General features: G+C 73.1%; 16 protein-coding genes. 7 read left to right on the top strand and 9 right to left on the bottom strand.

What is annotated here, in order from left to right; all coding sequences use genetic code 11:
- The first annotated feature begins 60 nt into the window (after nucleotides 1–60).
- Nucleotides 61–678, top strand: coding sequence for a TetR/AcrR family transcriptional regulator (locus BQ6202_RS11750; protein WP_072314613.1), 618 nt, complete (start codon nucleotides 61–63; stop codon nucleotides 676–678).
- Nucleotides 679–910: 232 nt separating this feature from the next.
- Nucleotides 911–1612: a transglycosylase family protein gene (locus BQ6202_RS11745; protein WP_072314612.1), complete on the top strand. Its 702-nt coding sequence runs from the start codon at nucleotides 911–913 to the stop codon at nucleotides 1610–1612.
- A 242-nt stretch (nucleotides 1613–1854) separates the two neighbouring features.
- On the opposite strand, the gene paaZ is transcribed toward BQ6202_RS11745, so the two are convergent.
- The 5 genes from paaZ to BQ6202_RS11720 all read right to left on the bottom strand — a co-directional run bounded on the left by paaZ (nucleotide 1855) and on the right by BQ6202_RS11720 (nucleotide 7341).
- Nucleotides 1855–3948 (bottom strand): phenylacetic acid degradation bifunctional protein PaaZ, encoded by a 2094-nt coding sequence (paaZ, locus tag BQ6202_RS11740; RefSeq protein WP_072314611.1) that lies wholly within the window; start codon nucleotides 3946–3948, stop codon nucleotides 1855–1857.
- Between the two features lie 3 nt (nucleotides 3949–3951).
- On the bottom strand, nucleotides 3952–4857 hold the full coding sequence (locus tag BQ6202_RS11735) for a 3-hydroxyacyl-CoA dehydrogenase family protein (RefSeq protein ID WP_072314610.1): 906 nt from the start codon (nucleotides 4855–4857) through the stop codon (nucleotides 3952–3954).
- On the bottom strand, nucleotides 4854–5624 hold the full coding sequence (locus BQ6202_RS11730) for an enoyl-CoA hydratase/isomerase family protein (protein WP_072314609.1): 771 nt from the start codon (nucleotides 5622–5624) through the stop codon (nucleotides 4854–4856). Before BQ6202_RS11730 ends, BQ6202_RS11735 begins: the two co-directional genes overlap by 4 nt.
- 127 nt (nucleotides 5625–5751) lie before the next feature.
- Nucleotides 5752–6936 carry a thiolase family protein gene (locus tag BQ6202_RS11725; protein WP_072314608.1) on the bottom strand — a complete coding sequence of 395 codons (1185 nt, stop codon included), beginning with the start codon at nucleotides 6934–6936 and terminating at the stop codon, nucleotides 5752–5754.
- 198 nt (nucleotides 6937–7134) lie between these two features.
- The gene (locus tag BQ6202_RS11720; RefSeq protein WP_072314607.1) at nucleotides 7135–7341 is read right to left on the bottom strand and encodes a hypothetical protein; all 207 of its coding nucleotides are present in this window, start codon (nucleotides 7339–7341) and stop codon (nucleotides 7135–7137) included.
- Nucleotides 7342–7470: 129 nt separating this feature from the next.
- Between BQ6202_RS11720 and BQ6202_RS11715 the strand changes: the two genes are divergently transcribed.
- From BQ6202_RS11715 to BQ6202_RS11705, 3 genes are read left to right on the top strand one after another with little or no spacing between them, the layout of a single operon-like run.
- Nucleotides 7471–8067, top strand: a complete 597-nt coding sequence (locus tag BQ6202_RS11715) for a DinB family protein (protein ID WP_072314606.1) — start codon at nucleotides 7471–7473, stop codon at nucleotides 8065–8067.
- Nucleotides 8064–8720, top strand: a complete 657-nt coding sequence (locus BQ6202_RS11710; RefSeq protein ID WP_072314605.1) for an SDR family oxidoreductase — start codon at nucleotides 8064–8066, stop codon at nucleotides 8718–8720. Before BQ6202_RS11715 ends, BQ6202_RS11710 begins: the two co-directional genes overlap by 4 nt.
- 10 nt (nucleotides 8721–8730) lie before the next feature.
- Nucleotides 8731–9582, top strand: a complete 852-nt coding sequence (locus BQ6202_RS11705) for an HAD family hydrolase (RefSeq protein WP_234946204.1) — start codon at nucleotides 8731–8733, stop codon at nucleotides 9580–9582.
- A 229-nt stretch (nucleotides 9583–9811) separates the two neighbouring features.
- On the opposite strand, the gene BQ6202_RS11700 is transcribed toward BQ6202_RS11705, so the two are convergent.
- From BQ6202_RS11700 to ku, 3 genes are read right to left on the bottom strand one after another with little or no spacing between them, the layout of a single operon-like run.
- Nucleotides 9812–10984: an acyl-CoA dehydrogenase family protein gene (locus BQ6202_RS11700; RefSeq protein WP_072314604.1), complete on the bottom strand. Its 1173-nt coding sequence runs from the start codon at nucleotides 10982–10984 to the stop codon at nucleotides 9812–9814.
- 25 nt (nucleotides 10985–11009) lie between these two features.
- Nucleotides 11010–13529 (bottom strand): ATP-dependent DNA ligase, encoded by a 2520-nt coding sequence (locus BQ6202_RS11695; protein WP_143143724.1) that lies wholly within the window; start codon nucleotides 13527–13529, stop codon nucleotides 11010–11012.
- Nucleotide 13530: 1 nt separating this feature from the next.
- Nucleotides 13531–14607: a non-homologous end joining protein Ku gene (gene ku / locus BQ6202_RS11690; protein ID WP_072314603.1), complete on the bottom strand. Its 1077-nt coding sequence runs from the start codon at nucleotides 14605–14607 to the stop codon at nucleotides 13531–13533.
- A gap of 112 nt (nucleotides 14608–14719) precedes the next feature.
- On the opposite strand from ku, the gene BQ6202_RS11685 reads away from it, so the two are divergent.
- Entirely contained in the window at nucleotides 14720–15829 is a 1110-nt protein-coding gene (locus BQ6202_RS11685; RefSeq protein ID WP_072314602.1) for a carboxylate-amine ligase, read from the top strand.
- Between the two features lie 150 nt (nucleotides 15830–15979).
- On the opposite strand, the gene BQ6202_RS11680 is transcribed toward BQ6202_RS11685, so the two are convergent.
- Entirely contained in the window at nucleotides 15980–18481 is a 2502-nt protein-coding gene (locus tag BQ6202_RS11680) for a dienelactone hydrolase family protein (RefSeq protein ID WP_072314601.1), read from the bottom strand.
- Between the two features lie 174 nt (nucleotides 18482–18655).
- Here BQ6202_RS11680 and BQ6202_RS11675 point away from each other — a divergent pair, with 174 nt between their 5' ends.
- The gene (locus tag BQ6202_RS11675) at nucleotides 18656–19543 is read left to right on the top strand and encodes a DUF1206 domain-containing protein (protein ID WP_159433644.1); all 888 of its coding nucleotides are present in this window, start codon (nucleotides 18656–18658) and stop codon (nucleotides 19541–19543) included.
- Nucleotides 19544–19545: the final 2 nt, after the last annotated feature.

The following is a 19545-nucleotide window of genomic DNA, read 5'->3' as shown; positions in this document are numbered from 1 at the left end:
CCTGAGCCGCTCCGCGCCGCAGGCGCTGAGCGTGTCGAAGGGCGCTGAGATGATGGCTCGATGACCACGACCGAGCCCGCCGTCGCCGCGCGCCGCGGCCGTCCCGGCTACGACCGCGACTCGATGCTCGAGGTGGTCGTCGAGGCGTTCAACGAGCGCGGCTACGACGCCACCTCGCTCGGGGTGCTCGCCGAGCGGCTGGGGCTGTCGAAGTCGGCGATCTACCACCACTTCGCGTCGAAGGAGCAGATGCTCGAGGTCGCGCTCGGCATGGCGCTCGATGCCCTGGAGGCCGTGTTCGAGCAGCCCGGGGCGACGACCGGACCGATCGTCGACCGCATCCGCCACGTGATCCGCGGTGCGGTGCTCGTGCTGTGCGAGCGCACGCCCTACGTGACGCTGCTGCTGCGGCTGCGCGGCAACACCCCGATCGAGCTCGAGGCGATGCGGCGGCGACGCGAGATCGACGCGAAGCTGCGTGCGCTGTTCGAGGCCTCGCGCGATGAGGGCACGCTGCGGGCCGACATGGAGCCGCGCATCGCCGAGCGGCTGACCTTCGGCATGGTGAACTCCATCGTCGAGTGGTACCGCCCCGACGGCCCCTTCACGCCTGAGGAGCTCGCGGAGTCGGTGCTCGAGCTCGTGCGGACCGGGCTGCGCGATCCCGCGTCGCTGTAGCCCTGTGGAGTCGACGGGAGCGCTATCAGCGATACCGCCCGGGAGGCATCACGACGTGCCGTCTTGGCATGATTGTTACCCAATCGTGACATTGAGGTAGTGTTGGCGGCTTGAACCGCGAAGGACGGCCGTCGCATCCGCCCCATGAGTCCTTCGTGCCATCGAATCGATATGCACCGGCCGGGCGGTCGTGCGCGCTCAGCGCGTGCGAGACGGGGCCTGGAGTTCATTCGTGAGCAAGCAGCACACCACTACCCCCGCACGCCGATCGAAGCGCGCCGTCGCCGGTCTCATCGCCACCGGCATCGCGACCGTCGGAGGCGCGGTGCTCGTGCCGACCGCGGCCAATGCCGCGCCTGCGTCGACCTGGGACGCCCTCGCGCAGTGCGAGTCGGGCGGCAACTGGTCGATCGACACGGGCAACGGCTACTACGGCGGCCTGCAGTTCTCGCTGTCGACGTGGCAGGCCTACGGCGGCTCGGGCAACCCGGCCGACGCGTCGCGCGCCGAGCAGATCCGCGTCGCCGAGAACACGCTGGCCGGCCAGGGCTGGGGCGCATGGCCGTCGTGCTCGGCGCAGATCGGCGCGAGCGGATCGGCCGAGCCCAGCAGCACGCCGGTCGACAGCGCGCAGCAGGCGGCACCCGCAGAGCAGCCAGCACCCGTGCAGCAGGCCGCGCCCGTGCAGCAGGCCGCTCCGGCCGCTGCCGCAGCGACCGCAGCGCCCGCCGCGGCCGCGCCCAGCTACGCCCTGCCCGACGTCGAGGCGTCTGACGAGACCGTCGCGGTCGCGCCCGGCGACACGCTCTTCGAGATCGCCGAGGCCGAGGGCGTCGAGAGCGGCTGGCTCGGCATCTTCGCCGTGAACCAGGAGACCCTCTCGAACCCCGACCTCATCATGGCGGGGCAGCAGCTGATCCTCCCGGCCGAGTAGCGAGCGGATCGGGGAGCGGCGGAGGTCCTTCGGGGGCTCCGCCGCTCGCGTCTCCGGTCTCGTGACGCGTGCGGGCTGCGCCCGCGCGCTCCTCGACCTGCGGGGCTCGCGTGCGGGCTGCGCCCGCGCGCTCCTCGACCCGCGGGACTCGCGTGCGGGCTGCGCCCGCGCGCTCCTCGACCTGCGGGGGAAGCGTGCGGGCTGCGCCCGCGCGCTCCTCGACCTGCGGGGGACGGTGCCGGCTACGCGGGTGCCTGCTCCTTCGCGACGTAGGTCAGCAGGTCGTACTGCGCGACCGTCTCGTCGTCCTGGTTCGTGAGCTGCGCATCCCACCGCACCTCGCCGTAGGGGTCGGTCTCGCGCGGCGTGATCTGCTTGGCCGTGAGCGTCACCCGCAGAGTGTCGCCGGGGGAGACCGGTGTCATGAAGCGCAGGTTGTCGAGGCCGGTGTTCGCCAGCACGGGGCCGGGCGCCGGCTCGACGAACAGGCCGGCGGCGAACGACAGCAGCAGGTAGCCGTGCGCGACGCGACCGGGGAAGAACGGGTTCGCCTCCGCCGCCTCCTGGTCCATGTGGGCATAGAAGGTGTCGCCCGTGAACTCGGCGAAGTGCTCGATGTCGTCGAGCGTGATCTCGCGGCGCTCCGAGACCACCTGGTCGCCGATGCGCAGCTCAGCGAGCGACTTCCTGAACGGATGCGGCGGCTCGGTCGTCGCCGGAGCCCCCGGGTGCCAGACCCCGGTCACTGCGGTCAGCATGGCGGGCGAGCCCTGGATCGCCGTGCGCTGCATGTGGTGCAGCACCGAGCGCATGCCGCCGAGCTCCTCGCCGCCGCCGGCGCGACCCGGCCCGCCGTGCACGAGCATCGGCAGCGGCGAGCCGTGGCCCGTCGAGGCACGCGCGTCGTCGCGGTCGAGCAGCAGGATGCGGCCGTTGTGCGGCGCGATGCGGCGCGTGAGCTCTGCCACGAAGGCGCCGTCGTGCGAGGCCACCGAGGTGACGAGCGATCCGCCGCCGCGCGCGACGAGCTCTGCGGCCTGCTCGGGGGAGCCGTACTCCACGAGCGACGAGACCGGGCCGAACGCCTCGACCGTGTGCAAGGCATCCGCCTCTGCATCGGCGAAGGCGAGCAGCGTCGGCGCCACGAATGCGCCGCCCTCGGCGAGCCCCATCGAGCCGTCGGCCAGCCGCACCTCGCCGGCGTCACCGCCCACCACCACGCGGCCACCGCCCTCGCGCAGCTTCATCACCTGCTGCAGCACCTCGTCCCGCTGGCCGGTGGAGGCGAGCGGCCCCATCGTCACGCCCTCGCCGCGCGGGTCGCCGACGACCACCTTCGCGGCGATGCGATCGCGCACGGCGCCGGCCACGGCATCCGTCATGCCCGTCGGCACGATCGCGCGGCGGATCGCCGTGCACTTCTGGCCGGCCTTCGAGGTCATCTCAGCGACGAGGCCGCGCACGAAGGCGTCGAACTCGGGGGTGCCGGGGGCCGCGTCGGGGCCGAGCACGGATGCGTTGATCGAGTCGGTCTCGGCCGTGAAGCGCACGCCCCGGGCCTGCACGGCCTCGTGGCGGCGCAGCGCGTCGGCGGTGGAGGCGGAACCGGTGAACCCGACGGTGTCGCCGAGCCGCAGGTGATCCATCACGTCGCGGGCGGAGCCGTTGACGAGCTGGATGCTGCCCGCGGGCAGCAGACCCGACTCGGCCAGGATGCGCACCATGTGCTCGGCGACGAAGCCCGTGGGCGTCGCGGGCTTGATGAGCGTGGGCATGCCGGCGAGGAACGCAGGCGCGAGCTTCTCGAGCGAGCCCCAGACGGGGAAGTTGAAGGCGTTGATCTGCACGGCGACGCCCGGCAGCGTCGTGCAGATGTGGCGGGCGAGGAACGAGCCGTCCTTCGAGAGGGGCTCGACCGCGCCGTCGAGGTAGATCGTCGACTGCGGCAGCTCGCGGCGGCCCTTCGACGAGTAGGTGAAGAGCACGCCGATGCCGCCGTCGATGTCGACCCAGGAGTCGGCCTTCGTCGCGCCCGTGCGGGTGCTCAGCTCGTAGAGCTCGTGCTTGCGCTCGGTGAGCGCGAGGGCCATCTGCTTCAGCAGGATCGCCCGCTGGTGGAAGGTGAGCGGGGCGAGGCTGTGCTGGCCGATCGTGCGCCCGTGGTCGAGCGCGGCGGCGATGTCGAGGCCCGAGGCGCTGACGCGCACGACCTCGTCACCGGTGGACGCGTCGCGCACGACGGTGGCGTCGCTCGCGTCGGCGGGCTCCCACCACGCGTCGCGGATGTAGCTGGGCAGGAGTCGGGGCTGGCTCATCGGGCGCTCGCTCTCGGTCATCGGTCAGTCGTTCCAGTCGTAGAAGCCGCGGCCGCTCTTCTTGCCGAGCCGGCCATCCGCCACCATGTCGCGCAGCAGCTGCGGCGGGGCGAAGCGCGGCCCGAGGTCCTGATGCAGCTGCTCGGCGATGCCGAGGCGCACGTCGAGGCCGACGATGTCGGTGGTGCGCAGCGGCCCGACCGGGTGCTTGTAGCCGAGCTCCATCGCCGCGTCGATGTCGCCGGGGCTCGCGACGCCCTCCTCGACCATGCGGATCGCCTCGAGCCCGAGCGCGACCCCGAGGCGCGAGCTCGCGAAGCCGGGGGCGTCGTGCACCGTCACGGGCGTCTTGCCGATCGCCTCGACCCAGGCGCGCGCGTCGTTCGCGAGGGCCGGCTGCGTCGCCGTGCCCAGCACGATCTCGACCAGGGCGGATGCCGGGACCGGGTTGAAGAAGTGCAGGCCCAGGAACCGCTCCGGTCGCGCCAGCGTCGCCGACAGCCGGTCGATCGAGATGGAGGAGGTGTTGCTCGCGAGCGCCGCGCGCTCGTGGAGCACGCGCTCGACGCGGGCCAGCGCATCCGCCTTCATCGCCTCGTCCTCGGGCACGGCCTCGATCACGAGGCCGTTGCCGGCGAAGGCGTCGATGTCGATCGCGACGCGCAGGCGGCCCTCGAGCTCGTCGAGCGGCTCGGACCAGCCGCGCGCCACGCTCTTCTCGAGGCTCGCGGTCACGCGCTCGCGCGCCGCCTCGGCCGCCGCTGCGTCGCGCTCGACGACCACGACCTGGCTGCCGGCGAGCACGAAGGCGTGCGCGATGCCGGCGCCCATGCGGCCGCCGCCGAGCACCCCGACGCGCTCTGGCGCGCCCGCGCCGACCACGGCATCCGTGTCGTCGTGCTGATGCTCGTGCTGCTGCTGGTCGCTCATCGCTCGCCCTCGCGCTCGGAGGTATCGGCCCGCCGGCTGCGCCGCTCGAGGAACTCGGTCATGCGACGCTCCTTCTCCTCCGACTCGAAGAGCACGGCCTGCTCGTCGAGCTCGATCGCCGGGTGGGCCTCTGGCGGCGCGAGCAGGGTGCGCTTCGTCGCCTGCGTCGCCGCGGGATCGAGGCTCGCGATGCGCGCGGCGAGCTCGGCGGCGCGATCGAGGGCGGCGACCGGCTCGAGCACGGCGGTGACGAGGCCTGCGGCGAGCGCCTCGCCGGCGGTCAGGATGCGGCCGGTCAGGAGCATCTCGCTCGCGAGGGCGCTGCCGACGAGCTCCGGCAGCCGCCAGGTCGCGCCGGCGCCGGCGATGATGCCGAGCCCGGTCTCGGGGTTGCCGATCTTGAGGCTCGGCGTGCCGATGCGGATGTCGGCGGCGTAGGCGAGCTCGGCGCCGCCGCCGAGCGCGTAGCCGTCGAGCACGGCGATGACCGGCATGGGCAGGGCCCGGATGCGCTGGAAGCAGCGGGTGTTGATGCCCGCGCGCGCATCGGCGGCTCGGCGCTCGCGCAGCTGCGCGATGTCGGCGCCGGCGGCGAAGGTGCCGCCGCTGCCGGTGAGCACGAGCGTGCGGCGCTCGACCTCGAGACGTGCGCAGAGCTCGTGCAGCGCGTCGACGAGGTCCTGGTCGATCGCGTTGCGCTTCTCGGGTCGGTCGAGCGTGGCCAGCACGTGACTGCCGCGATCCTCGATCCGCAGCGACTCGCTCATGCCGCGCTCCTCGCCGACGGCCGCGCGCGAGCGCGACGCTCAACCGGTGTGGCGGCGCTTCGACCGGATGATCCGGTCGGGGTGCCGCCACACCGGTTGACGGTCGGGGCGGGCAGGGTGCCGGCGCTCACACGCGCTCCAGGATGATCGCGGTGCCCTGGCCGACGCCGACGCACATGGTCGCGAGTCCGCGGTCGGCGCCCTCGCGCTCCATGCGACCCAGCAGGGTCACGACGAGGCGCGAGCCCGACGAGCCGAGCGGATGCCCGAGGGCGATCGCGCCGCCGTCGGCGTTCACGATCCCGTCGTCGAGGCCGAGGCGCCGGATCGTCCCGATCGACTGCGTCGCGAACGCCTCGTTCAGCTCGACGGCACCGATGTCGTCGATCTCGAGCCCGGTGCGCGCGAGCAGCTTCTCGGTCGCGGGCACGGGCCCGAGGCCCATGATCTCCGGCGCGATGCCGGCGCTCGTACCGCCGACGACCCGGGCGCGCGCAGCGAGGCCCAGGCGCTCGACCGCAGCGTCGCTCGCGATGACGATCGCCGATGCGCCGTCGTTGAGGCTGGATGCGTTGCCGGCCGTGACCACGGACCCACCGGTCACGACGGGCCGGAGGCGCGCCAGCGCATCCATCGTCGTCTCCCGCCGCGGCCCCTCGTCGACCGCCACCTCGCCGCCCTTCGTCGGCACGGCGACGATCTCGTCGGTGAAGCGGCCGGCGTCGATCGCCGCGATGGCGCGCTCGTGGGAGCGCAGCGCGAAGGCATCGGCCTCCTCGCGGGTGATGCCGTCGACGCGCGCGACCTCCTCGGCCGTCTCCGGCATCGAGAAGGTGGCCTTGTCGCGGGCCGCGAGGCGGGGGTTCGTGAAGCGCCAGCCGATCGAGGTGTCGAAGGCCTCGCCGGGCTTGGCCCAGGGGCGCTCGGGCTTCGCCTGCACCCAGGGCGCACGGGTCATCGACTCGACGCCGCCCGCGATCACGATGTCGGCGTCACCGGCCCGGATCATCTGCGAGGCCATGATGATGGCCGACATGCCCGAGGAGCAGAGCCGGTTGACCGTGATGCCGGGGATCTCGTCGGGCAGACCCGCGAGCAGCGTCGCCATGCGCGCCACGTTGCGGTTGTCCTCGCCGGCCTGGTTGGCGCCGCCGAAGATCACCTCGTCGATCGACGCCGGGTCGATGCCCGCGCGCTGCACTGCCTCGGCGATGACGAGGGCGGCGAGGTCATCGGGGCGCACCCCGGCGAGGGCGCCGCCGTAGCGGCCGACCGGCGTGCGCACGCCGCCGACGAGAAGGGCCTCGGGCATGGGACTCCTGACTGCGCTGTCGGTGACGCGATCCGATGCGGCCGCGAATTAGTGACCGATCGTTCAGGAATACAGTATGCCCCCGTGGGTGCGCTCGCAAGCGCGGGGCGGCGGGTGCGCGGGCCGGCTCAGGCCGAGCGGCCCAGGCGGAGTGGCTCAGGCCGAGCGGCCCAGGCCGAGTGGCTCAGGCCGAGTGGCTCAGGCCGTGGCGGAGGCGGCCGCCGGCTGGCGGCGCGCGGCCGGAGCGGTGCGCGGGGCGCTGCTGGCTCGGTGCGAGCCGCGCAGCTGCACGAGCGAGGCGCTCCCGACGACGACGCCGCCGATGGCGACCACCGTCATCGCGGCGATCCCGAGCGCCACGAGCGCGACCTCGGCGATGGTGAACAGCAGTGCGAACATCTCCATGATGGGGTTCCCTTCGTCTGCTTCGACGCTACGAATCGCAGGCCCCGGGCCGCGTCCCCCCGCGGTCGCGCGGGCGTCATCCTCGCGGATGATCAGGGTGCGCCCGAGCCCGCGTGGGAGGCTGGGCGCATGCCCATCGAGCCCGACACGAAGGACTGGACGTGGGTGCTGCGCGAGCGGTGCCCCGACTGCGGGTTCGACCCGCTCGCGGTCGATCGCGACGATCTCGGCCGCCGCATCCGCCTCGCCGCTGCGGCGATGCACCAGCGGCTGCACGGCGAGTCCGTCGCCGAGCGGCCCGACGAGGCGACCTGGTCGCCGCTCGAGTACGCCGCGCACGTGCGCGACGTCTGCGGGGTCATGCAGGCGCGGCTCGAGCAACTGCTCGGCGAGGACGACCCCGAGTTCGCGAACTGGGATCAGGATCGGGCGGCGATCGACGGCGACTACGGCAGCGAAGCGCCCGAGCATGTGGCGGCCGCGCTCGACGTGGCGGCCGCGGGGCTCGCCAGCGCGGCGGATGCGGTGCCCTCCGACGCGTGGGATCGGCCGGGAAGGCGATCCAACGGCTCGGTGTTCACCGTGGAGACGCTGCTCATCTATGCGCTGCACGACCTCGAGCACCACGCTTGGGACGTGACGGATGCTGCGGATGCAGCAGGCACGGCAGGCACGACAGGCAAGACAGACGAGACGACGAACCACGGAACCGAGGAGCGAGCATGACGAGCATCACCATCATCGGCGGGCACGGCAAGGTCGCGCTGCTGCTGGCACCCCTGCTGGCAGAGCGTGGCGATCAGGTCTCGAGCGTGATCCGCAAGGCCGAGCAGTCGGCCGACATCGAGGCGGCAGGCGCGACGCCGGTCGTCGCCGACGTGCAGCAGCTCGACCGCGAGCAGCTCGCCGAGCTGCTGCGCGGGCAGGATGCGGTCGTCTGGAGCGCGGGCGCCGGGGGCGGCAGCGCCGAGCGCACCTTCGCGGTCGATCGCGATGCGGCGATCCGCGTCATCGACGCAGCGGCGGATGCCGGCGTGCAGCGCTTCGTGATGGTGTCCTACATGGGCGCGGGCCAGGACCACGGCGTGCCGGAGGACGACGACTTCTACGCCTACGCACAGGCGAAGGCCGACGCCGACGACCACCTGCGGGCGTCGAGCCTCGACTGGACGATCCTCGGCCCGGGCATGCTGACGCTCGAGGAGCCGACCGAGCAGATCGAGGTCGTGGGCGATGGCGCCGCCGATGGCGAGCACGCGGTCTCGCGCGCCAACGTCGCCCGCGTGGTCGCGGCGACCCTGGCCGATCCCTCGACGATCGGCCGGACGATCCAGTTCGGCGACGGCCGCACGCCCATCGCCGTCGCTGTCACGGCGTGAGTCGCGCCGCGTGACGGGCACGCCGCTGCCCGCGGCGCCCGTCGAGCACCCGCCAGAGCCAGACCTCCCGGCCGACCTCGACATCCGGCTCGTGGTCGCCGACATGGATGGCACGCTGCTCGACGGCGCCGGACGCATCCCCGAGGCCTTCTGGCCCCTGCTGGCGCGCATGCGCGACGCCGGCATCGCGTTCGTGCCGGCGAGCGGCCGGCAGCTCGCGACCCTCGAGCAGCTCTTCGAGCGCGCCGGTGGCACGTCCTGCATCGCCGAGAACGGCGCGATCGTCACGCACGACGGCGAGGTGCTCGAGGCGACCACGGTGAGCGCGGATGCGGTGCACGAGATCGTGCGGCGCGTGCGGGCATCCGAGGGTGAGCTCGGGGTCGTCGCGAGCCGCCGCGCCGTGGCGTCGATCGAGTCGCGGGAGCCCGGCTTCGTCGAGCAGGCGCAGCGCTATCACGCCGCCCTCGAGACGGTCGACGACCTCCTCGAGCGCACGGACGACGTGCTGAAGCTCGCGATGCACTCCGCGACCGATTCGTCGGCGGCGGTGGCGCGCTGGGTGCCGGATGCGCCTGCGGGGCATCGCGTCGTGATCGGCTCGCCGCACTGGGCCGACGTCATCCGCGACGGCGTCGACAAGAGGCTCGGCGTCGAGGCGCTGCAGCGCGAGCTGGGCGTGACGCGGGCGCAGACGGTGGTCTTCGGCGACTACCTGAACGACCTCGGCATGCTCGCCGACGCCGAGTGGAGCTTCGCGATGGCGAACGCGCACCCTGAGGTGCTGATGGCGGCCCGTCACCGCGCCCCGAGCAACGCCGAGCACGGCGTCGTGCGGGTGCTGGAGCGGCTGCTCGCGTAGCGCGCGACCCCGGCGGTCGAGGAGGCCGCGGCGCCCCGGAGGTCGAGGAGGCCGCGGCGCCCCGGAGGTCGAGGAGGCCGGCGCCCCGTAGGTCGAGGAGGCCGCGGCGCGGAGCGTCGCTGCCGTCACGAGACCGGAGCCCGCGCCCTGCCGGCCGGTCTCGTGACGCGTGCGGCCAGAGGCCGCGCGCTCCTCGACCTACGGAGTGCCGCACGCTCCTCCGGGCCCGCTAGCCGCGGAACGCGGCGATCCCCGTCAGCGCCTGCCCGATCACGAGCGTGTGCACCTCGTCCGTGCCCTCGTAGGTGCGCACGCTCTCGAGGTTCGCCGCGTGCCGCATGGGGGAGTGGTCGAGCGAGACGCCGTTGCCGCCCAGGATCGCGCGCGCCTCGCGGCAGACGTCGATCGCGGTGCGGCACGAGGCGAGCTTGCCCATCGAGATCTCGTGCGGTCGCAGCAGCCCCGCATCCTTCCGACGCCCCAGGTGCAGCGCGAGCAGCTGCGCCTGCTGCAGCGACAGCGCCATCTCGGCCAGCCGCGCCTGCGTCAGCTGCATCGCGGCGAGCGGACGACCGAAGACCTCGCGCTCGCCGGCGTAGGCGAGCGCGGTCTCGAGCGCATCGCGCCCGGCGCCGAGGGCTCCCCACGCGATGCCGAAGCGCGCTTCGTTCAGGCACTCGAAGGCCGCCCGCAGCCCGCGCGCCTCCGGCAGGCGCATGGCCCCCGGCACGCGCACCCCGTCGAGCACGATGTCGCACTGGATGGAGGCCCGCATCGACAGCTTCGGCTCGATCGGGGCCGCCGTGAAGCCCGGCGTCGGCACGCCGTGCGGCGCCGTCTCGACCAGGAAGCCGCGCACGCCATCGTCGGTCTGCGCCCAGATGACGGCGACGTCGGCGATCGAGGCGAGCCCGATCCAGCGCTTCGCTCCGTCGATGATCCAGTCGCCGCCGTCGCGGCGCGCGAAGGTCTGCATGGCGCCGGGGTCGCTGCCCGCGCCCGGCTCGGTCAGCCCGAAGCAGCCGATCGCCTCGCCCGCAGCCATCCGCGGCAGCCAGGCCTCCCGCTGCTCCTCCGAGCCGTGCTTCGCGATCGCCGTCATGGCGAGCGATCCCTGCACCGACGCGAAGGTGCGGATCCCGCTGTCGCCCGCCTCGAGCTCCTGCATCGCGATGCCGTACTCCACGGCCGAGCGCCCCGCGCATCCGTAGCCCGTCAGGTGCATGCCGAGCAGCCCCTCCGCCGCGAGCTGCGGCACGAGCTCGCGCGGGAAGTGCGCGCGCTCGAACCAGTCGGCGATGTGCGGCCTGATCTCGCGGTCGACGAGCGCGCGCACCCGCGCTCGCACGGCGCGCTCCTCGTCGGTGAGCAGCGACTCGAGGTCCAGCAGGTCGGTGGTCATGGATCCATCCTGCCTGCGCTGCGGCCTACTCGGGGTTCAGGTCGGCGAGCGACTTGTCGGGGCGCAGGCCACGCCAGACGGGGTGCCGCAGGGCACCGGAGGAGGTCTGCTCGGTGTGCTCCACCTCGCCGACGGCGGCGCGAACCCAGTGCGCCTTGCGCGCCACGTCCGCGGGCAGGTCGTCGATGGTCGGCGCGGTCCTGCGCGGGCGCAGCTCATCGCGCAACCGGTCGCGGTCCGCGCCCGAGAAGCCCGTGCCCACCCGGCCGGCGTAGCGCATCCGCCCGCCCTCGCCCGGCAGCGCGAGCACGAGCGAGCCGACGGTGCCCGAGAGCGAGCCGTTGCCCTCGAGCCAACCCACGACGACCACCTCGCGCTGCAGCTGGTGCTTGAGCTTGAGCCAGTCGCGCGTGCGCACGCCCGGCCGATACGTGCCGTCGTCGCGCTTCGCGATGACGCCCTCGAGGCCGCGCTCGGCCGTCACCTCGAGGATCCGCGCGAGCGCCCCTCGCAGCGGCTTCGAGACCTTCACGCGCGGGCTCTCGTGCACGATCTCGTCGAGCCGCGACTGCCGCTCGTCGAGGCGCTCGCCCGTGAGGCGCTCGCCGTCCACCTCGAGCGCGTCGAACAGCATGATGGTCGCCGGCGTCTGCTTCGCAGCCCGCGCCGCCGCGCGCCCCGTCAGGCCCGCGCGATCCTGCAGCGCCTCGAAGCTCGCCACGCCGCGCTCGAGCATCACGATCTCGCCGTCGAGCACCGCATCCGTCGCTCCGATCGCGGCGGGCAGCGCCTCGACGAGCTCGGGGAACGCGCCGGAGAGGTCGCGACCGTTGCGGCTCACGAGCCGCACGGTGTCGCCGTCTCGCTGCACGATCGCGCGCCAGCCATCCCACTTCACCTCGAACGACCACTCCCGCTCGTCGTCGATGTCGGATGCGTCGCCCTGCGTCGCGAGCATCGGCCGCAGGTCGGTGGGGCGCGGCTTCGCACCGCGGGTGCGCTCCTTCGCCGAGGATCGCGCCTTCGCGCCGGTCCTCGCGCCAGCCCTGGTGCCGGCCTTGGTGCCGGCCTTCGCACCGGCCTTGGCGCCGGCCTTGGCGCCGGCCTTCGCACCGGCTTCCTTGGCACTCGCCTGCTTCGCGCCGGCCCCCGCGCCCGCCGCCTTCGCCGGCGCCGCATCCTCGCCCGGCTGCTCCTTCGTCTTCTTCACCAGCCACTGCCGCTTGTCGGCGTCGGTCTGGATCAGCGCGAAGCGGTAGGGCTCGCCTCCGAGCCCGCCGCCCGGCTGCCCGTGCAGCACCGCGATCACCTCGTCGTCGCGCCACTTCTCGAGCTCGAAGTCGCCGGCATCCCAGATCTCGACCTTGCCGGCGCCGTACTCGCCCTTCGGGATCACGCCCTCGAACGAGCCGTACTCGAGCGGGTGGTCCTCGGTCTGCACCGCCAGCCGGTTCTGCGTCGTCGAGGTCGGCAGCCCCTTCGGCACCGCCCACGACACGAGCACGCCCTCCTGCTCGAGCCGGAAGTCGTAGTGCAGGCGCCGAGCCTGGTGCTTCTGCACCACCCACGACTGCCCCTCGCCTGCCACGGCGGGCTCGGCCGGCACGGGCTCGGGCGTGCGATCGGCCGATCGCATGCCGCGGTACTTCGCGAGCCGGTCGGGCGGCGGGTCGAGCGCGGCGATGAGGTCGCCGTCGCGCTCCAGGCGCTCGAGCACCGCATCCATCTCGAGCTGCTCGAGGCCGCCCGCCTCGACCTCCTCCCACGTGCGCGGTGCCGCGACCGTGGGTCGCAGCCGCCCGCGCAGCGAGTAGGGCGCGACCGTCGTCTTCGACGCCGAGTTCTGGCTCCAGTCGATGAGCACTTTGCCCTGCCGCAGCGCCTTCTTCATGTCGCTGACGACCAGGTCGGGGTGGAGCTGCTCGAGCGACCGCGCCAGCTGGTGCGCCACCGCGCTGGCCTGCTCGGAGGTCACGGTGCCGTCGAGGCGCGCATAGAGGTGGATGCCCTTCGAGCCGCTCGTGAGCGGCACCGGGTCGAGCCCGATGTCGACGAGCAGCTCGCGCACCCACAGCGCCACCTGCGCGCAGTCGTCGAGGTCGGCGCCGTCGCCGGGGTCGAGGTCGAGCACCAACCGGTCGGGGTTCGAGCGCTCGCCGTCGACGCCGCGCCACTGCGGCACGTGCAGCTCGAGCGCACCCATCTGCGCCATCCACGCGAGCGTCGCGGGCTCGGTCAGCAGCGGGTAGTGCTTCGGCCCGGTCGAGTGCCGCTGCTCGACGGTCTCGATCCAGTCGGGCGCGCCCCGCTCGAGCGTCTTCTGGAAGAACACCTGCCCGGACTTGCGCGCCGTGCCCACCCCATCCGGCCAGCGCTTGCGCGTGACGGGGCGCCCTGCCGAGTGCGCGATGAGGGCGTCGGATGCGCGCAGCACGTACTCGAGCACGTCGCGCTTGGTCGTGCCCGTCGACGGGTAGAGCACCTTGTCGCCGTTCGTGAAGCGCAGGCTCCGCCCGCCGACCGTGATCCGCTCGGCAGCCGGCACGTCAGGCCGACTTCCGCTTCGCCGCCGGCTTCTTGGTGGTCGAGCTCGTGGAGCTGGCGCTCGGTGCCTTCTTCGCCGGTGCCTTCTTCGCCGGTGCCTTCTTCGCCGGTGCCTTCTTGGCAGGTGCCTTCTTGGCGGGTGCCTTCTTTGCGGCGAGCTTCTTGGCCGCCGGCTCGTCGGCTGCCGCGCGCTTCGACGGGGTTCGCTTCGCGGCGGGCTCCTTCGCCGCGGGCTCCTCATCGTCGGCCGCCTTCCGCGCCGGTGCTCGCCTGCGCGTCGGGCTCGACGCATCCGCGCCCTGCTTCTTCTCGACCGAGCGCTGCAGCGCCTCGAGCAGGTCGATGACCTCGGCGCCCTCGCCCTCGTCGCTCTCGCCGAAGGTCGCCGCCGTGTCGAGCGCCTCGCCCTGGTCGAGCTTGGCCTCGACGAGCGTGCGCAGCTGCTCCTGGTACTCGTCGATGTACTGCTCGGGCTCGAAGTCGGCCTCGAGGTCGCTCACGATCGAGCGGGCGAGCTCCATCTCGCGCTTGCCGATCCGCACGTCGGCGTCGAGCGACTCGAACTCGGCCGCGCGCACCTCGTCGGCCCAGCGCATCGTCTGCACGGTGAGCACCCCGTCGCGCACGCGCATCGAGGCGAGGCGGGTGCGCTGCCGCAGCGACAGCTTCACGACGGCGGTGCGCTCGGTCTCCTCGAGCACGCGGCGCAGCAGCACGTAGGCCTTCGGGCTCTTCGAGTCGGGTTCGAGGTAGTAGCTGCGCTCGAAGAGGATCGGGTCGATCTGCTCGTTGGGCACGAACTCCATCACCTCGATCTCGCGGCTCTTCTCGGCGGGCAGCGCATCCATGTCGTCGTCGGTGAGGACGACCGTCTGCTCGCCGTCGTCGTAGGCCTTGTCGATGTGGGAGTACTCGACCTTCTTGCCGCACACCTCGCAGCGCCGCTGGTAGCGGATGCGCCCGCCGTCGGCGTCGTGCACCTGGTGCAGCTCGAGATCGTGCTCCTCGGTGGCTGCGTACAGCTTCACCGGCACGTTGACCAGCCCGAACGTGATCGAGCCCTTCCAGATCGCCCGCATGCGTTCACTGTCCCCCACACGCCTGAGAGGCGCCACCCCCGCAACTCACAGGAACGGCGGATGCGTCGCGTCGCTCTGGAGGGTCTGCGCGGCGTCGGGGAGAATCCCGAGCATGACGGTCACGCACCCGGTCAGGCGCTCACCGCGCACCTTCGGCGTCGAGGAGGAGATGATCCTGCTCGAGCCGGACACGCTCGCGCCGGTCGACGTCGCCGAGGATGTCATCGCCGAGATCGCCGACGTCGAGGCGACCGTCGGCTGGGTCGAGAGCGAGTTCTTGAAGGCGCAGCTGGAGTTCGCGTCGCCGGTGCTGTGCGAGGGCGATGCCGCAGAGCGGGTGGTGCGGGAGTTCCGGCGGGCGCTCGGAGGGGCGGCCGATCGCCGCGGGCTGGTCCCCGCGAGCATCGGCACGCCCTTCGGGCGCGGAGTCTCGAGCGTCGCCGGTGGCGATCGCTATGCCCGGTTCGTCGACGAGCTCGGTGCGATCCGCCCGGACCACCGCATCCAGGGCCTGCACGTGCACGTCGGGATCGGCAGCCGCGAGGAGGGCGTGCGGGTGATGCGGGCGCTGCGGCCTTGGCTCGCGCCGCTCATCGCGCTCACCGCGAACTCGCCGTGCTTCGAGGGTGCGGACACGGGGTTCGCGAGCTGGCGCACCATCGTCGGGCGGCGCTTCACGACCGCTTCGGTGCCGCCGATCTTCGCCGACGCCGCCGACTACGAGCGGCGCGTGCGTGCGCTCGTCGGGATCGGCACGACGCTCGACACCGCCTCGATCTACTGGATGATGCGGCTGGCCGAGCGCTACCCGACCGTGGAGCTGCGAGCCTTCGACGCGCAGCTCTCGGCCGACGAGACGGTCGCTGCGGCACTGCTGAGCCGCGCGCTCGTGGAGGTGGCTGCGGCCGGCCAGCTGCCGCACCACGAGGCGAGCGCCCACGCCGAGCTGGTCGACGGCGCCGTCTGGCACGCGGCGAGGCATGGGTTGGAGGGCGAGCTCGTCGACCCCACGACGGCCGAGCTGGCCCCCGCCTGGAGCGTGATCGATCGGATGCTCGAGCTCGTCGCGCCCGCGCTGGCCGCTGCCGGTGACGAGGAGCGAGTGCGCGCCGTCATCGAGCGCACGCGTGCCGAGGGCAACGGCGCCGTCCGGCAGCGCGCGGCGCTCGCGGATGGCCGCCCTGCGGTCGCGCGCCTCCTGCGCTCGACGTTCACAGCCTGAGCGCGCGCGGTCGCGCCGCGACGAGCCCGGCATCCGGAGTGCGCGCCCTCCCGCCGCCGGTCGCACTTCGAGGAGCTCAGGATGCGAAGCGCACCCCGCGGGCGCTCGCGTCGTGAGATCCGGCCGGCGCTGCCGTCGACCGGCAAGGTGTCAGAAGGGGAGCGGCCCAGCGGACTCGCTGACCTCGGCGCCCCACACCTCAGGTTCGGTCTCGCGCTCGCGGAACACCGGCCTCACCTCTGGCGGCTCGTCCACATACGTCTCCCCCATGGGTGAGGTGAAGGCGAGGACGCCTGGTGAGCGCTGGTGGACCTTCCAGCGTCTGGCGCCGGAGAGCTGTGCGCCTTTGAGGGTGTGGTGTCGTCTGCAGAGGTGGGCGAGGTTGCCGGTGTCGGTGGTGCCGCCGTCGGTCCAGGGGATGGTGTGGTCGAGGTCGCTGCGGTGTGCGCGTTGGCCGCAGCCGGGCCATCTGCAGTGCTGGTCTCTGGCTCGGAGGAGCTGCTTGAGCCGCTTGGAGGGCACGTAGGTGTCGACGGCGGTGACGTGGCCGGTGAGGGGGTCGGTGAACAGGCGCGTCCAGGCGGTCGCGCGCTCGGCGAGCCGCCTAGCGGTCTCGGGGTCGACGGGGGCGCCGGTGGAGAGGCGCGCGACCGCGGCCGTCCGTCTGCGGGTCCGCTGATCGCGGCCGACGTCGGCGGAACGCGCCCGGCTGGACACTTCGCCACCAACACTGGGGCGCTGCGCCGCGCCACTCACAGCGGCGTCACTCACAGCGGCGTCACTCACAGCGTCGTCGGCAGTGCCGTCGGTGTCGCCGGCGGTGCGGTCTCGGTCGGTGTCGCCGTCGTCGACACCGACGAGGACGTCGGCGGGCATGACGATCGTGACGTCTGCTCGGATGGCGTCGATTGTGGCGCCGGCGGGGTCGCCGGTGAGCAGCAGATCGCACATCAGATCTGCGCGGAGCTGGTCGAAGGTGCGCGGGTCCTTGCCCTCTCCGCTGGCGTCGGCGGCGCGGAGGGTGGCCTTGGCCATCTGCGTGAGCCGATCGTGAGTCGCGGCCACGAGCACGGTCGGGGCGATCAGCTCGAGCCGCGACATGCCGTCGTCGAGCTCCTTCTGGAACACACCCCGACGGTCGCGGGCCGTCCGGTGACGGGCTGCGAGCGGCTGCTCCAGGTGCCGCTCGAGCTCGCGGCGCGCGATGGCGCGCAGCCGGCCGGGCGTGGTCTGCTCGGCGTGCGGTAGCAGCGCCTCCTCGAACGCCGCCCGGCCGTCGGGGTCTTGGATGGCTCCGCCGATCTCGGTGATCACGCCGACGTGGCCGCGGTGGATGCGCGCCTCGCCCCACGCGTGCACCGTCGCCGGCCATGCGGCGACCTGTTCCATGGCGTGGCTGATGTCGGCCTCGAGGGTGCGGTCGCTGCGGCGCTCCATCAGCGCCAGCTCGCACGCGACATCGCGCACGCCGACGCCCGGGTCGAGGCGCTCCTCGAGCTCATCCTCGACCGCGACGTGCCCGATGCCGGCGAGGAACCGCACCCGCATCGCCTCCAGGCTCGCGATCGCCGCATCGATCTCGACCACCGCACGCATCGCCGACTCCGCCACGTCACGACCCGTCACCGGCGCAGGAGCCACCGACTCGACCTCAGCGGCAACCGACTCGATCCCCGCGACGTCCGATCGGCTGGCATCGTCATCGCGCGCCGCGGGCGCCTTGGCCACTGGTTCGTCGAGCGGGTGCGGCCCGCCGCGCAGCCACGTCGGACCGTCGAAGAAGTCCGGAGCGAACGGCACCGGCACCCGGTGCGGCGGCAGCGTCGGCGCCGGCGGCGAGGCATCAGGCGCGGCACCCAAGCACGCCGCACCGACCGCGCCCTCCGGCCCTTGCTGCCGCACCGCATCCCTCGTCATGGGCGAAGTGTCGCACCGGCCACTGACACGACTCAGGGACTGTGGACGAGCCGTCAACCTGCCGAGCCGGGAACGCTGAGCGGCCCTGATCGCGCCCCGCCCCCGCAGGAACGCGACCGTCGTCTCCCAGGCCGCAGCCGACGCATCCGCCGAGAACCGCTGCGGGATCTGCGCGTTCTGGAACCCGTGCACCGCTCCCGCGTAGTGCCGGATCTCGACCTCGTCGAAGCCCTCGCCCTCGAGCCGCGCGCGGTAGTCCTCCGGCGCCTCGCGCCCGCTCCAGTCGTCGCTCTCGGCGAGCTGGAAGAGCACCGGCGTCCGCGGCCCGGCCTCGATCCCCGGCATCGCCGCGCCGTAGTAGGCGACGACCGCCTCGAGCGCGCCCTCGGCGGCATAGCCGAGCGCGAGCGTCGACCCCATCGAGAAGCCGACGATCGCCGCACGCTCGCTGCCGAGCGCCCTGGCCTCGCCGATCGCCTCGCTCAGGATGCGGTTGGCACCCTCGGTGTCGGCGTAGCGCTCGGTGAGCAGCGCCGTCGCGTCGGCATCGTCGGTCGTGGTGCGGCCGTCGAAGAGGTCGGGCACCGCCACGCGGAAGCCCTCGCCCGCGAGCCGCTCGGCCAGCTCGTCGATCCAGGGCAGCCGCCCGTTCCAGTCGTGCGCGAGCACGACGACCGGGTCGCCCTCGGTGCCGTGCCAGTGGGTCGCGGTGTCGTCGGTGGTCTCGATCGCCATCTCTGCTCCTTCGCGTCGTCGCCACGGTAGCCGATCCGTCTCAGCGCCCACCCGCCACCGCGTCCAGCCCTCACCGCGTCCGACCCCCGCCGCGTCCAACCCTCACCGCCTCCAACCCCCGCCGCGGCCATCCTGCTCAGCATCCTTCTGGCGATGCCGCGTACGGTGACCGGCATGACGAGCTCAGAGCACCCTGCCCGCGATCGCGCCTCGGGCGCGGCAGACAAGGCGTCGGATGCCGCCGGTCGCGCGACCGCGTCGGCGCGCGGCGCCGCGGGCAAGGCGCAGAGCGCCGCGGCCGACGCCGAGCGGCACCCGGCTGCGCGCTGGGCGCTGAGCGCAGGCCAGGTGGCGAACGGCGTCGTGCACCTCATCATCGGTGGCATCGCGCTGGGCGTCGCGTTCGGCGACGGCGGATCCGCGGATCAGTCGGGCGCCATGCAGGCCTTGCAGCAGAGCCCGTTCGGCGCCTTCGCGCTGTGGGCGGTCGGGATCGCGCTCGCTGCGCTCGCGATCTACTCGATCGTCAGCGCGGTCTCCGACTCGCGGCACGACAAGCAGGACGGGCTGAAGTCCGCGGGGCGCGCGATCGCCTACGCGGTCGTCAGCGCGACGGCGATCACCGCTGCGCTCGGCGGCAGCTCGGACGGGGAGCAGAGCGCGCAATCGTTCTCAGGCGACCTGATGGCGCAGCCCTTCGGCCGCATCCTCGTCGGCGCGATCGGCCTCGGCATCGCCGCGGTCGGCGCCTACTTCGTCGTGAAGGGCCTGCAGCACAAGTTCCGCGAGGATGTCGCGCCGCCCCAGCGCTGGAGCAAGGCGGTGAATGCGCTCGGCACCGGCGGCTACGTCGCGAAGGGCGCTGCGGTCGTCATCGTCGGCGTGCTCTTCGTGATCGCGGCCATCCTGCACGACCCCGAGCAGGCGGGCGGGCTCGACGGCGCGCTGCAGTCCCTGACGACCGTGCCCGGCGGTGTCTTCGCACTCATCGCGATCGCGCTCGGCCTCATGCTCTACGGGGTCTACTGCTTCGCGCGCGCGGCGTGGCCCCGCATGCGCTGAGA

Origin of the sequence: Agrococcus sp. Marseille-P2731 (assembly GCF_900117395.1) — a bacterium.
Classification (GTDB): domain Bacteria; phylum Actinomycetota; class Actinomycetes; order Actinomycetales; family Microbacteriaceae; genus Agrococcus.
Note: the sequence above shows the minus strand (reverse complement) of the source record. Positions and strands in the feature narration are given on the sequence as shown.

Excerpts from the sequence above, each read along its gene's own strand:
- BQ6202_RS11715 (WP_072314606.1), top strand. The coding sequence starts at position 7,471 with ATGCCCATCGAGCCCGACACGAAGGACTGGACGTGGGTGCTGCGCGAG.
- paaZ (WP_072314611.1), bottom strand. The coding sequence starts at position 3,948 with ATGACCGAGAGCGAGCGCCCGATGAGCCAGCCCCGACTCCTGCCCAGC.
- BQ6202_RS11750 (WP_072314613.1), top strand. The coding sequence starts at position 61 with ATGACCACGACCGAGCCCGCCGTCGCCGCGCGCCGCGGCCGTCCCGGC.
- BQ6202_RS11680 (WP_072314601.1), bottom strand. The coding sequence starts at position 18,481 with ATGGCGATCGAGACCACCGACGACACCGCGACCCACTGGCACGGCACC.
- ku (WP_072314603.1), bottom strand. The coding sequence starts at position 14,607 with ATGCGGGCGATCTGGAAGGGCTCGATCACGTTCGGGCTGGTCAACGTG.
- BQ6202_RS11730 (WP_072314609.1), bottom strand. The coding sequence starts at position 5,624 with ATGAGCGAGTCGCTGCGGATCGAGGATCGCGGCAGTCACGTGCTGGCC.
- BQ6202_RS11675 (WP_159433644.1), top strand. The coding sequence starts at position 18,656 with ATGACGAGCTCAGAGCACCCTGCCCGCGATCGCGCCTCGGGCGCGGCA.
- BQ6202_RS11725 (WP_072314608.1), bottom strand. The coding sequence starts at position 6,936 with ATGCCCGAGGCCCTTCTCGTCGGCGGCGTGCGCACGCCGGTCGGCCGC.
- BQ6202_RS11735 (WP_072314610.1), bottom strand. The coding sequence starts at position 4,857 with ATGAGCGACCAGCAGCAGCACGAGCATCAGCACGACGACACGGATGCC.
- BQ6202_RS11700 (WP_072314604.1), bottom strand. The coding sequence starts at position 10,984 with ATGACCACCGACCTGCTGGACCTCGAGTCGCTGCTCACCGACGAGGAG.
- BQ6202_RS11710 (WP_072314605.1), top strand. The coding sequence starts at position 8,064 with ATGACGAGCATCACCATCATCGGCGGGCACGGCAAGGTCGCGCTGCTG.
- BQ6202_RS11720 (WP_072314607.1), bottom strand. The coding sequence starts at position 7,341 with ATGGAGATGTTCGCACTGCTGTTCACCATCGCCGAGGTCGCGCTCGTG.
- BQ6202_RS11685 (WP_072314602.1), top strand. The coding sequence starts at position 14,720 with ATGACGGTCACGCACCCGGTCAGGCGCTCACCGCGCACCTTCGGCGTC.